This is a genomic window from Persephonella sp. (genome assembly GCF_027023985.1).
Classification (GTDB): Bacteria; Aquificota; Aquificia; order Aquificales; family Hydrogenothermaceae; genus Persephonella_A.
On record NZ_JALVTW010000033.1, the window covers coordinates 176,114 to 188,574 of the forward strand.

The window sequence follows — 12,461 nt, forward strand, 5'->3', positions numbered from 1 at the left end:
TCCTCAACCTCTGTTAATAATTAATAATAAGATAAAAATGTTACATTTTCATTACATCTTAATGGACAGGGATGATTTTAACCTTGATAGCTTTAAATCTTGCCGTTTTTACAAAGGAATCTGATTCATCTCCAAACAGAAAATTAATCTTACTCTTTGCGAAGTGAAATGTGGTATATAGGGTTCCTTTTTTTAACCAGGGAACATACTCAATACTTAAAACTTCCGATTCTCCGTATTTGGATTTAAGTATTGCTTTTTGAGTATTATTAAGTCTTTCCCTATCTTCTTCACTTACAAATAACTTATCCTCATTCATTTTTGATATTAAAGATATACACTCTTTTGTTTGGACAGCATTGTTGTAGTGAATTAATGCTCTTCCGGTGGTCAGATAAAAGTCAGAAAATTCATTTTCCTCCAGCAATTCAGCAACCATTCCCCGTTTTTCCCATTGCTTATAATGAAACTTCCCATATCCATCTGGAGTCCTGAATTTGTCTATATGCAGGATAGGAGTATCTTCTTCTTTAACTGGCCATTGTAAGCCCCTTAGTCTATTTTGTTTGAGTTTTTCATAAGAAGCTCCTGAAAACCTTTCCGGTGCTTCTTTCCTAACTTCATTCCATACATCCTCAGAGTTTTTATAAGATGTATTTATTCCCATTCTTTTGGCTATCTCATCTAAAACCTGCCAATCATCTGGCAGGTCTGAATATACAACAGGCTGGGATAGATGAAGTCTCCTTTCTGCATTCACATAAACACCTTCTTTTTCATAGGCACTTTTTACACCAAAAATGATATCTGCATATTCTGTAATCTCATTTGGAAATAACTCATTAACAACAAGGAGTTCAAGCTGTTTTAAAGCTTTATGAATTTTATTCTGGTTAGGATGTATATGAGCAATATCCTCACCTATGTTATAAATGGCTTTTATTTTCCCTTCTAAAATTGCATCTATAATATCAGGGGTCATCAAGCCTATTTCTTGTGGTGTTTTGTAATCCGGGTCGTAGTATGGCAAACATCCCATATCACAGGCACCCTGAACATTATTCTGTCCCCTGAGTGGCATCAGTCCTGCACCTTTTTTCCCTATATTGCCTGTTAAAAGGGCAAGATGTGTAATCGCCATTACAGTATAACTACCGTCTATATGTTCGGTAACTCCGAGCCCCCAGAGTATCATGGATTTCCTTGTGGCATACAGCCTTGCAACCTGCCGTATTTTTTCCGGTAGATCTTCATATCCTTTTATTTTTAGGAACAAATCAGGGTCTGTATAAGGGTCATTAAGTATTTTTTCTTTGTATTCTTCAAATCCTTTGACCCTCTCATTTAAAAACCGTTCATTATAAAGATTTTCTTCTATAATAACCCTTGCCATCATATTCAGGACAAGGAGATTGGTCTCAAAAGGAATGGTAAGCTGATAGGTGGCAAATTTTGATAGGGGAATTTCCCTGACATCTATTACTGCAAGGGGAATTCCTTCCCTGACAACATCTAAAATTCTATTAGCCACAATTGGATGTGCCTCTGTTGTGTTTGAACCAATCACAATTAAAAATTCTGTGTTGTAAATATCATTAAAAGGATTTGTTGCAGCACCTTCCCCGATGGTTGTTCTCATTCCTTTCAGGGATGGAGAATGGCATACACGGGCACAGTTGTCAATATGTGGAGAACCTATATACTTTCTAATAAATTTCTGGAAGTAATAGGCACTTTCACAGTTTGTTCTTGCTCCACCTATACCTGCTATTGCATAGGGGGAATATTTTTCTTTTATCTGATTTAATTTCCATGCGGCTATATCACAGGCAAGGTCAAAATCTGCTTCATAAAATTTTTCATCAAAATCAATTAGTGTGTTTAATCTGTCTTTTATATAAGATGGGAAAAGTTCTTTATTTTTTTGTATAAACTCTTTTTTTATTCTAGGTTTTTTTATTCGATAAGGAGAATATAGATATTCCCAGCCTTTACGGCCTTTGATACATAGTTTTCCGAGGGATACTTCCCCTTCCTTTTTAGCAAAGGCTTTTATAATCTGACCATCATCAAGGCTGAAGGATATATCACAGCCTACACCGCAATAGGTGCATACTGTATCTATAATCAAGATTTTTTCTCCTCTGGGAAAGATGATTAGAAAATATTATATTGGAAGAATGGAGATAAAATATGATTTTTCTGATTGAAATGAAAAGAAAATAAAAAAGGAGCTTTAAAGCCCCTTATGATTTATGTTGTTGAGCCTTCCTCGTCTAAGTAAAGCTCTCTGAATACTTCATCTTTGATTTGTTCGTTTTCGCCTTTGAATCCTGGCATAGCCTCAATTCTATACCATGCAGAACGATACCATATATCAGATGGTCCTTTGTTTACAGGTGCTACTTTTTGTGCTCTTGTTTCTTCGTGATATTCCCAATTCATATATGCGTTAAAGTCCTGAACAATGTCTGTGATAACCATTCCGTAATCATTTAATAAAGCCTTCTGGAACTGCTGCCATCTGTTTAAAGAAGAGTCTCTGAGTGTTAATCCAAAGTATCCAGCTGAACCCTCTCCCTTAAGTGCAGCAATTCCCCTTGCGATAAATGCTTTGAATGCTTTTACTGTTTCAGGAGGATCTGTTATAAATACATCAAAGGCACCAATCCATTCTTCTGGGAATGGATTTCTAAGGTCAAATCTGATTGCCTCAGCGTTGTCTATTCCAAGCTCTTTGAATATTCTGTTATCAAAATCAATTGACCTTTCATCAATATCAAGTATAAGAACTCTTCTTGCAAGACCTGTTAAAGCAACTGCGAGACCTGTAAGGTCGTCCTCTGCTCCCATAACAAGGATATCTCTGTTTCTTAAATCCTCCCTTGAATCAAGGAAAAGGATTCTTGAGATTGTTGTTTCAGGGGTAACAGAACCCTGGTCATACTCTTGAATAGCTTTTGGTCTGTCTTTTGCCAGTTCAACAAATGTTCTATACCATTCTTTGTTTGCATAGAAAGGAATTCCCCTTCCTTCACAAGCCTGACATGTGTAGTCCACATAAGGTGGAATGTTTAATTCCTTTATAAGATTAAATCCTTTTTCTGTGATATAAAGCTCATCATTTTCGACTTTAACAAAACCTTCTTCAATAAGACCTTTTACTATTTCTGAAGCTGCTGGAACTGGAAGGTCTGAGTAATCAACAACTTTCCAGAAGTCTGATGTTACTTGCAGTGCAGCAAGAACCCTTTCAACATTTCTAAGAATAAGTTTGATATTTGTTTTTTCTGTTGCTCTGTCAGCAATCTTTTTCAAAATTTCTGCCAATTGTTTACCTCCTTAAGATTTTTTTATCATATCCTGAACAAATTTAGGCAGTGCAAAAAGACAAGCATATATGCTATCACAAAAGTATTTAGTTTTCAATTCCTTAACCCTTTCTGCATTTTGCGAAGTATCGGTTATATCAATAACATCAGAAGCGATGGTAAAACTCCACATACCAGAAGGATATGTAGGCACATAAGCCAGATAGATACCAACATTTTTAAATACTTTTTTTATCTGGGAAACTGCATTTTTAAAGTATTCCTCTTGAAGCATTGGAGATTCAGTCTGGGCAACCATTATTCCGTTATCTTTTAGGGATGCTTTTACTTTTTTATAAAATTCTTCGCTGAAAAGCACCTCAGAAGCTCCTACAGGGTCCGAAGAATCCATTATTATTACATCATAGTAATTTTTCTTTTCCTCTAAAAATGCATTTCCATCTTCTATAAAGATTTTTACTTTAGGGTCTTTTAATTTTTCTGATATGGTTGGAAAATATTTTTCTGAAACAATTATCACTTCTTCATCTATTTCACATAGGTGGACTTCCTCAACAGATGGGTGTTTTAGAACTTCTCTGACTGTTCCACCATCTCCACCACCGATAACAAGCACTTTTTTAGGCTCTGGATGCATAACCATAGCAGGATGTGCCAGCATCTCATGGTAAATAAACTCATCTTTTTCTGTTGTCTGAACCAGTCCATCAAGTATAAGCACTTTCCCAAACTGTGGCGTGTCTAAAATAACGATTTCCTGATACTTTGATTTAATTTTTTTAACTTCATCTGCTTTAAGTGTAAGACCAACACCATCTGTCCAGTATTCAGTGAACCATATCAATATTCTAAACCTCCTATGGTTTTACAATTACACATCTGTATCCTGAAGGAATATATTTTTTCCATGTTTCTATTATCTGGTCTTTTGTTACCTTATTAATTCTTTGTGGATACTCTTTATCCATCTGATAACCTAATCCCATAGTCTCAAACCAGCCTATATACCATGATTGTTTAGCTCTTGTTTGATGTTCCATAAGGAAATGACCTACAATTTTTTCCTTTGCTGTTTTTATCTCATCATCGGTTATCCCATTTTTTATACTTTCTACAACCTCTTCTATTCCTTTTACAGACTCTTCCGTTTTTTGTGGTGCTGTTCCAATATAAGCTATCAGTCTGCCCATATTCCTCCTTGTTGGGAAAAATGAACCCACAGCATAAGCAAGTCCTCTTTTTTCTCTAAGTTCCTGAAACAGCCTTGATGTAAATCCGTCCCCTAAAATTCCGTTTAAAACCTTCATCGCAAAATATTCTTTATCCGTTGCTGTTGGGGCTTCATAGGCAAATAGGATTGTTGATTGGGCACCTTCTCTTTTCAGGGTTTTACATTTTTTTCCTTTTAGTTTGTAGTCATAATGGGGGAATTTATACTCTTTTGCAGGTAGTTTAGCAAAAACATCCTTTATATACTTTTCCGCTTCAGTATAAGGCATATCTCCAACTATAGAAACCACAAATCTCTTACCATTTAAAAGCTGTTTCCATCTTTTTTGGATATCTTTAATAGTAATTTTTGAAACATCTTCCTCTGTCCCAAGGGGAGAATACTGGTATGGGGTTCCCTTATACATTTCTTTTCTGAGGGCATCGAAGGCATAAGAAAATCCTTCTTCTTTCTTAGCTCTTATCTGGGCAATAACATTTCTTTTTTCCATCTGAAGTTTATCTTCAGGGAAAAGAGGGTTATAAATCATATCTTTTATAACTTCCATGCCTTTTTGAAAATCCTTTACCCTTAAAGCAAACTCTATTGTTGAGTATTCCTCTCCAACAGAAGTTGAGATATATCCTCCGCTATCTTCAAAAACTTTGTTTATCTGATAAGCAGAGAAATTTTTACTACCTTTAAGGAGAAGTGCTAACGTTAAATTTGTAAGACCTTTTTTTCCTTTAGGGTCTTCAAGGGAACCACCCTTGATAAAAACCGTCCCGGCAATAATACCTTCTCCTTCTGTCTGTTTAAACAAAATAGTTACGCTGTTTGGCAAAATATTCTTAATCACCTTTTCCTCCCCAAAAACCGGAAGTATTAATAAAAGAAAAAACAGAAAAATTCTATATAACATCAATCCACCTCAAAACTTGAAAAATCCTAATTTCCAACAATATTTAATCAATTAAACCACAGTTATGTGATAATATTTATTTTAAATCATTAAATCTGAAAAGGGGTGTGAAAGTTGTTTGAGCTTCTAACAGAAAAATTTAGTAATGTTGTTGAAAAATTAAAAAGGGTAAAAAAACTTGATGAAAAAACAATAGATGAAGCTCTTAAAGACATAAGAAGAGCATTATTAGAAGCTGATGTAAATATAGACGTTGTAAAACAATTTTTAAATGATGTTAAACAAAAATTAGTAGGTCAGGAAGTAATAAAAGGGCTTAATGCCGGTGAAACAGTAATAAAACTTATCTATGATGAACTACTGAATATATTAGGTGAAGAAGCTCCTCTTAATAAATCGGAAAAACCTCCTACAGTTATAATGCTTGTAGGTCTTCAGGGAACAGGTAAAACAACTACAGCAGGTAAACTTGCAAGATGGCTTAAATCAAAAGGATATGCAGTAGGAGTTGTATCAACAGACGTTAGAAGACCTGCAGCCGGAAGACAGTTATGCACACTTGCAGAAACTATTGGTGTTCCATGCTTTATAGATGAAGAAGAAAAAGACGCCGTCCGACTTACAGAAAAGGTAATCCAAAAAGCTAAAGACGCAGGTTTATCACATATAATCCTTGATACAGCCGGTCGTCTTCATATTGATGAAGAATTAATGGATGAACTTGTCAAAATAAAAGAAAAAGTTAACCCTGCAGAAATCCTGTATGTTGCAGATGCAATGCAGGGTCAGGATGCAATAAACACAGCAGAGGAATTCCACAAAAGACTGGGATTAACAGGGGTAATCCTTACAAAACTGGATGGTGATGCAAAAGGTGGTATAGCCCTTTCTGTCAGAAAAGTTTTAGGAGTTCCTATTAAATTCATCGGTGTCGGTGAAAAAATAGAAGATTTTGAGCCTTTCCATCCTGACAGAATAGCTCAGAGAATCCTGGGACTTGGTGATATTCAAACCTTAATGGAAAAAATGCAGGCTGCTATAGATGAAGAAAAAGCTCAAGAAATGGCAAAAAGGGTAATGAACGCCGAATTTACCCTTGATGACCTGAGGGAACAACTCCAGATGATTAGAAACTTAGGACCCCTTGAAAATGTATTAAAAATGATTCCAGGAATAGGTTCAAAAATAAAAGACCTTAAAGTTGACGAAAAACAGTTTATCAAAATAGAGGCTATAATTAACTCAATGACCCCTGAAGAAAGGGCAAATCCCCACATAATCAATGGAAGTAGAAAAAGGAGAATAGCAAGGGGTAGTGGAACAACAATAATGGATGTAAACAGAGTGCTAAAACAATATAAAGAAATGAAGAAAATGATGAAAAAATTCAAAAAATCTGGTAAAATGAAACTTCCGTTCAATATGCCTAATTTACCATTTTAATAACAGGAGGTAGTGAAAACTTGGTAAGGATAAGACTTTCAAGAGCAGGAAGAAAGAAGCATCCAGTTTACAGAATGGTTGTAATGGATAGCAGAGCACCAAGAGAATCTAAGTATATTGACTATATTGGAACTTATGACCCAATATTAAAAACAGGAAATATTAATGTAGAAAAAGCAAAAGAATGGCTTGCAAAAGGTGCACAGCCTACAGAAAGAGCTTTAAAAATATTAAAACAGTTTGGATTGGAAGAGACAGCAAAACCTTAATCTGAAACAGAAAATCTAAACGGAGGGAAGTTCAATGAGCAAATTACAGGAACTGGTAGAGTTCGTGGCAAAATCACTGGTAGACCACCCGGACAAAGTGGAAGTTAAGGAAATTGAAGGTGAAAAAACAACTGTTATTGAATTAAAAGTTGCTCCTGAAGACCTTGGGAAAGTTATTGGAAGACAAGGAAGAACAGCAAGAGCTATCAGAACTTTACTTGCTGCTGTTGCAAGAAAACAAAACAAAAGAGCAGTATTAGAGATTTTAGAATAATAAATACAGGGGCTTTTGCCCCTTTTTTCAGTATTGTAAGCATAAATACGGGGGAGATTTCACTTCACCTTAAACACATTCTCTGTTAATCTCAGGGGAATTTTTAACCTTATATATCCTTGAATTAAGATTTCTTTCTGTTTCAAAAAGATTTTTAAGTCTATTCGCTCTTAAAACAGTTAGCTTTATGCTTTACAAAAGTTTTGCACTATTTACAGTCTTAATCCTTGTTCGCTGTATCCCTCAGGGAAGAATTTAAGAATATATGTTGCCTGTATCTCACTGATAAAGAGAAAAAGGTTTAGGCAGTTATTTTATCCTGAAATAATTTCCCTGTTTTGGTCTATTTTAACTATAAAGCGTGGAAATACATTCTTTTAGATAGTCTGCATTGATAAAATCTATATCAAACAGCCGTATTTCATCATTTTCAACATATATTTTTATAAAAATAACCGGTAAGTTTGTATACTGGCTTAATTCATTTTTTAGCTTTTTTTCTGCCCATTCAACAATAACAATCCCATTTCCCAAAACATCTGTAAAATCAAAATCCTTCACTCTATATAGATCTATGTGATATATAGGGAACTTTGATGTTTCATACTCATTCATAATTGAAAAAGTAGGAGAGTTAACCTCATCTTCTACAGATGGGTCAATAGAAGAGACAAGATAACGGGTAAAAGTGGTTTTTCCTGCAGCCAGATTTCCTTGCAGCAATATTATCTCATTTCCTTTAAGGCAGTTTGCAAGCCTGTTTGTAAGCTGTTTAAGTTCTTTTAAAGAGTTTATCTGGACTTTCATAAATAGTATTTTAAATCAAAAAGCCCCAAAAGGGGCTTTTATTTTAATCATGTATTTTGAGTTTTGGTTTTGGTGTATAGTCTGAAGATGGTGGGAGAACAGGCATTGTTCTTGCTTCTTTTGGAACTTCTCCTGTAAGGGATTTCAGGAATGCAACAATTTTGTCAATCTCATCATTTGTAAGTTCAATACCAAGCTGTGTTTCACCCATTATTTTAACTGCTTTTTTCAAGTCCCAAACAGAACCGTCATGGAAGTATGGATATGTCATTTCTATATTTCTGAGGGATGGAACTTTAAATACATATTTGTCTGCTTCTTTTTTAGTAACTTTGTATTTTCCAAGGTCTGGAGTTGGATATGGTCTTACAACACCGAATTTAGCAAACATTGTTCCACCAACGGCAACACCATTGTGACAACCTGCACATCCTTTTTCCATAAATAGTTTGAGACCTTCTTTCTCTTTTTTAGTTAAGGCATTGGTATCACCTTTCAGGAACTTGTCAAATCTTGATGGGGTAACAAGTGTCCTTTCAAATGCAGCTATTGCTTTTGCAATGTTGTCATAGGTAATTGGATTCTTGTCGCCGAATACTTTTTTAAATTCTTTTACGTATCCGGGAATAGATTGAACCTTTTGAACTACAAAATCAGGATTTGGCATTGCCATTTCAACATGGGCAAGTATTGGACCTTTTGCCTGGTCTTCAAGGGTTTTTGCCCTTCCATCCCAGAATTGTGCAATATGGAATCCTGCATTTAAAACAGTAGGAGAGTTTCTTCCACCTGTTCTGAATTTGTGTCCAAGTGCTGTTGGAACACCATCAACACCATAGGTTGCAAGGTTATGGCAGGTATTACAGCTTATAACTCCACTAAGGGATAATCTTGGGTCGTAATAAAGTTTCTTACCTAATTCTACTTTTTCAGGTGTTGTTGGATTGTCTTTAGGTGCTGGAATTTCTTTTGGTAATGGTTTGAAATAAGTTCTTGCCTGTTTAAGCAGGTCTGCATCAGATGCAAAAGCAGATACTGCAACAGCTCCGACCGCAGCTATTGCTAATTTCAGGCTCCTCATTTTCATCCTCCTTAATGATAATTATTACTATTAAGTATAAAAACAAAAAAGGAAACTGTCAAGAAATATAGGAGGATTTTAATTATTGGCTTTCTGTCTGTTCTTCCTGTTCTTCGTATGTAAACTCTATTTCCTGTTTTGGAATAACTGTTGTGATTGCATGTTTATATACTAAAACTTGCCTTGGACCTTCTTTTAGTAAAATTGTAAATGGGTCAAAATATCTTATTTTTCCTTCTAATTTCACTCCATTTACTAGATAGATATTTACCCTAACTCTGTTTTTTCTGATTGCGTTCAAAAATTGTTCCTGCAGTCTTCCTTTTTTCTTTGCCATTTCTTCACCTCTTTTAGTGTTGTGCTACTTTATAAAGTCGGTCTGCCAGTTTTACTATATCTTTATATTTTACAAGTTTTGTTTTCCATATTGCAGGAATTGTTTCCTCCCCATTATAAGCACCTGCGAAAGCACCTGCTATTAAGCCTATTGAATCTGTATCTCCACCATAATTTCCATATGAGTTAACAGCATGGATAATTACACTTTCGGTATTTTCCGGAGTCTTTAGAAATATGAATAGAGCCTGTGATACAGCTTCCAGTGCAAAGGAACCATTTCCCAGTTCATCAATAGCATCATCATAAGATGCATCTTTATCTAAAAGTGTTTTTACCCTATCCAGATAAAATTTTGTTTCTTTTTGCTTAACAAATGTTTTTAAAAGCTCTATAAAATAACCATATTCATCTTCAAGATAAAATCTTCCCTGTAAAAGCTCTCCGATAGCAACGGCAAGTATAGAAGCTGCATCAAGAGCTATCTCATTTCTATGTGTAAGCATAACTACTGCCTTCGTTCCTTCAACAGCGAGAATAGGATTTGTGTAATGATACATTCCTATAGGAATTGCCGGTAGTGTCCCTTCAACAGAACTTCCACCTCTCCCAATATCCCTTCCTTCTTTGAGAGCTTCTATTGCGACAAGAAAAGAAGGGTCTACATAGCTATGGAGCTCTTCCTTTTCATACCAGTCTATATATCTTTCTATAATATCCCTTATATCTAATCTACCTTTATCTGCAAGGGATTCTGCCACAATTTTTACCAGTTCAAATTCACTGGATGTTTCTCCAGGCTTTAGAAATGACGCCGGGGATGCTGGATGAGGTTTGCATATCTCGGTTATTTTATCTCCATAATGTAATATAACTTCATCCATAGGGATTTCTTCAACACACATCCCCATGCTATCGCCAACTGCAGCACCTACAAGGGCTCCTCTAAATTTGTTTTTCAATTTCTTCCTCTGACTTTTTTTCTAAAATTTAAATTTAATGAGTTTGTAAGAGAAAGACCAGAGATTATTCTTTCTCCGGTCTTAATGTTGGAAAGAGAATAACTTCTCTTATTGATGAACTATCTGTAAGCATCATAATAAGTCTATCTATTCCGATACCTTCTCCACCTGTTGGAGGCAGACCATACTCCAGTGCCATAAGGAAGTTCTCATCTATATCCATTGCTTCTTCATCGCCTGCAGCCTTTTCTTTAAGCTGTTGCAGGAATCTCTCCCTTTGGTCTTCTGGGTCGTTTAACTCTGTGTATGCATTGGCAAGTTCTTGTTTATTAACGATTAATTCAAATCTTTCAACAAGGTCAGGGTCATTTCTATGGGTTTTTGCCAGTGGTGAAAGGATTTTTGGAAAATCTATAACAAATGTAGGTTGAATAAGTTCTTCTTCTATAAAGTGTTCAAACAGTTTGTCTAAAAGCTTAAGGTGTGTGAGTTCTTCTGCTCTTGGTATTCCAACTTCTTTTGCGAAAGTCCTTGCCTTTTCTTCATCAAGGAAAAATTCTTTATCTTTACCTGTTTTTTCTTTTAATGCATCAAAAAATGGTAATCTTCTAAACGGTTTTGAAAAGTCTAATTCTTGTCCCTCCCATGTTATTTTCAGTGTTCCTACTGTATCCATAAGAATTTTTCTGAATAACTCTTCTGTCATATCCATAAGGTCATTATAATCAAGGTATGCTCCGTAAAATTCAACCATTGTAAATTCAGGGTTATGGGTGGTATCAATACCTTCATTTCTGAAGTTTCTACCAATTTCATAAACCCTGTTAAATCCTCCAACAACAAGCATCTTTAGATACAGCTCAGGGGCTATTCTGAGATACATATCCATATCAAGTGCATTATGATGAGTTATGAATGGCTTTGCCATAGCCCCGGAAGCAACAGTTTGGAGAATAGGTGTTTCTACTTCCATAAAACCTTTGCTTTCCAGATATTCCCTTAGACTTTTTATAGCCTTTGACCTAATCTTAAAAATTTCCCTTGCTTTCGGATTTGCTATAAGGTCAATATATCTATGCCTGTATCTAAGTTCTACATCCTTTAAACCGTGCCATTTTTCAGGTAAAGCCCTGAGTGATTTTGCCAGAAGTTGAAAATCTTTAATCTCAACTGTAAGCTCACCTGTCATAGTTCTGAAAAGCTCACCCTTAACTCCGATAATATCTCCAACATCAAGGATATTCATTGCCTCCTGATATTTTTCCTCACCTAAGGTGTCCTTTCTGAAATAAACCTGCAGTTTTCCATCTGCATCCTGAATATGTCCAAAGGCAGCTTTCCCCTGGTCTCTGAGAGCGATAAGTCTACCGGCTACAGAAACCTGTTCTCTGTTTGGGTCAAGGTCAAATTGGGATTTTACCTGATGAACATCCTGTGCATTTTCTACAGAGGCTATTTCCTCAGCAACAAGTGTAAGTTTTCCATCAATCCTTTTAAGTTTTCCTTTAAAGGCGACTTCTTGATTTGGTGCAAATTTACCTGCCAATTGTGGAATTATAACCTGTATCTCAACAGGCTCATTAAAGTCAGCAAGCCTTATAACATACTTATCTTCCCTTTTAGAAACCCTTTTAATTCTTCCTTTTATTGTAAACTCATCTTCAGGAACAGGTTTTTCATACTTTTCCCTTATCTTATCCAAGGTGGTTGTTACCTCAAATTTGTGAGGATATGGATTTTTCCCTTCTTTTTTCATCTGCTCTATAAGCTGTTTTCTGCTTTCTATAATTTCTTCAGGCATTAATTTCCTCCAAAAGTTTTTGAC

Annotated in this window: 12 protein-coding genes; 3 read left to right on the forward strand and 9 right to left on the reverse strand. The window is 35.5% G+C overall.

Annotation, left to right across the window (positions count from 1 at the left end):
• Positions 1-58: 58 nt before the first annotated feature.
• The 4 genes from MVE07_RS09130 to MVE07_RS09145 form a co-directional block, all read right to left on the reverse strand.
• Positions 59-2,131, reverse strand: coding sequence for a molybdopterin-dependent oxidoreductase (locus tag MVE07_RS09130; RefSeq protein ID WP_297456608.1), 2,073 nt, complete (start codon positions 2,129-2,131; stop codon positions 59-61).
• Positions 2,132-2,253: 122 nt separating this feature from the next.
• Positions 2,254-3,330: a bis-aminopropyl spermidine synthase family protein gene (locus MVE07_RS09135; protein WP_297456611.1), complete on the reverse strand. Its 1,077-nt coding sequence runs from the start codon at positions 3,328-3,330 to the stop codon at positions 2,254-2,256.
• A 12-nt stretch (positions 3,331-3,342) separates the two neighbouring features.
• A complete protein-coding gene (gene speE, locus MVE07_RS09140) occupies positions 3,343-4,176 on the reverse strand; it encodes a polyamine aminopropyltransferase (protein ID WP_297456614.1) in 834 nt (277 codons plus the stop codon).
• A 13-nt stretch (positions 4,177-4,189) separates the two neighbouring features.
• Complete coding sequence (locus tag MVE07_RS09145; protein WP_297456616.1) at positions 4,190-5,401, reverse strand: pitrilysin family protein; 1,212 nt, start codon at positions 5,399-5,401, stop codon at positions 4,190-4,192.
• Between the two features lie 177 nt (positions 5,402-5,578).
• On the opposite strand from MVE07_RS09145, the gene ffh reads away from it, so the two are divergent.
• Genes ffh through MVE07_RS09160 form a run of 3 tightly spaced genes read left to right on the forward strand, consistent with a single transcriptional unit; the run spans position 5,579 to position 7,450 of the window.
• Positions 5,579-6,907: a signal recognition particle protein gene (gene ffh, locus MVE07_RS09150; RefSeq protein ID WP_297456619.1), complete on the forward strand. Its 1,329-nt coding sequence runs from the start codon at positions 5,579-5,581 to the stop codon at positions 6,905-6,907.
• Positions 6,908-6,927: 20 nt separating this feature from the next.
• Positions 6,928-7,176 carry a 30S ribosomal protein S16 gene (gene rpsP / locus MVE07_RS09155; RefSeq protein ID WP_297456622.1) on the forward strand — a complete coding sequence of 83 codons (249 nt, stop codon included), beginning with the start codon at positions 6,928-6,930 and terminating at the stop codon, positions 7,174-7,176.
• A 34-nt stretch (positions 7,177-7,210) separates the two neighbouring features.
• Positions 7,211-7,450, forward strand: a complete 240-nt coding sequence (locus MVE07_RS09160; protein WP_012676045.1) for a KH domain-containing protein — start codon at positions 7,211-7,213, stop codon at positions 7,448-7,450.
• A 348-nt stretch (positions 7,451-7,798) separates the two neighbouring features.
• On the opposite strand, the gene tsaE is transcribed toward MVE07_RS09160, so the two are convergent.
• The 5 genes from tsaE to lysS form a co-directional block, all read right to left on the reverse strand.
• Positions 7,799-8,257 (reverse strand): tRNA (adenosine(37)-N6)-threonylcarbamoyltransferase complex ATPase subunit type 1 TsaE, encoded by a 459-nt coding sequence (tsaE, locus tag MVE07_RS09165; RefSeq protein ID WP_297456627.1) that lies wholly within the window; start codon positions 8,255-8,257, stop codon positions 7,799-7,801.
• Positions 8,258-8,300: 43 nt separating this feature from the next.
• A complete protein-coding gene (locus MVE07_RS09170) occupies positions 8,301-9,338 on the reverse strand; it encodes a cytochrome-c peroxidase (RefSeq protein ID WP_297456630.1) in 1,038 nt (345 codons plus the stop codon).
• 82 nt (positions 9,339-9,420) lie between these two features.
• Positions 9,421-9,675, reverse strand: coding sequence for an RNA chaperone Hfq (gene hfq / locus MVE07_RS09175; protein WP_297456633.1), 255 nt, complete (start codon positions 9,673-9,675; stop codon positions 9,421-9,423).
• A gap of 13 nt (positions 9,676-9,688) precedes the next feature.
• The gene (locus MVE07_RS09180) at positions 9,689-10,636 is read right to left on the reverse strand and encodes an ADP-ribosylglycohydrolase family protein (protein ID WP_297456636.1); all 948 of its coding nucleotides are present in this window, start codon (positions 10,634-10,636) and stop codon (positions 9,689-9,691) included.
• A gap of 64 nt (positions 10,637-10,700) precedes the next feature.
• Positions 10,701-12,437 carry a lysine--tRNA ligase gene (lysS, locus tag MVE07_RS09185; protein ID WP_297456638.1) on the reverse strand — a complete coding sequence of 579 codons (1,737 nt, stop codon included), beginning with the start codon at positions 12,435-12,437 and terminating at the stop codon, positions 10,701-10,703.
• Positions 12,438-12,461: the final 24 nt, after the last annotated feature.

What these genes read in the sequence shown, in the direction of transcription:
- MVE07_RS09160 (WP_012676045.1), top strand. Translation starts at nt 7,211, where the DNA reads ATGAGCAAATTACAGGAACTGGTAGAGTTCGTGGCAAAATCACTGGTA.
- tsaE (WP_297456627.1), bottom strand. Translation starts at nt 8,257, where the DNA reads ATGAAAGTCCAGATAAACTCTTTAAAAGAACTTAAACAGCTTACAAAC.
- MVE07_RS09170 (WP_297456630.1), bottom strand. Translation starts at nt 9,338, where the DNA reads ATGAGGAGCCTGAAATTAGCAATAGCTGCGGTCGGAGCTGTTGCAGTA.
- hfq (WP_297456633.1), bottom strand. Translation starts at nt 9,675, where the DNA reads ATGGCAAAGAAAAAAGGAAGACTGCAGGAACAATTTTTGAACGCAATC.
- lysS (WP_297456638.1), bottom strand. Translation starts at nt 12,437, where the DNA reads ATGCCTGAAGAAATTATAGAAAGCAGAAAACAGCTTATAGAGCAGATG.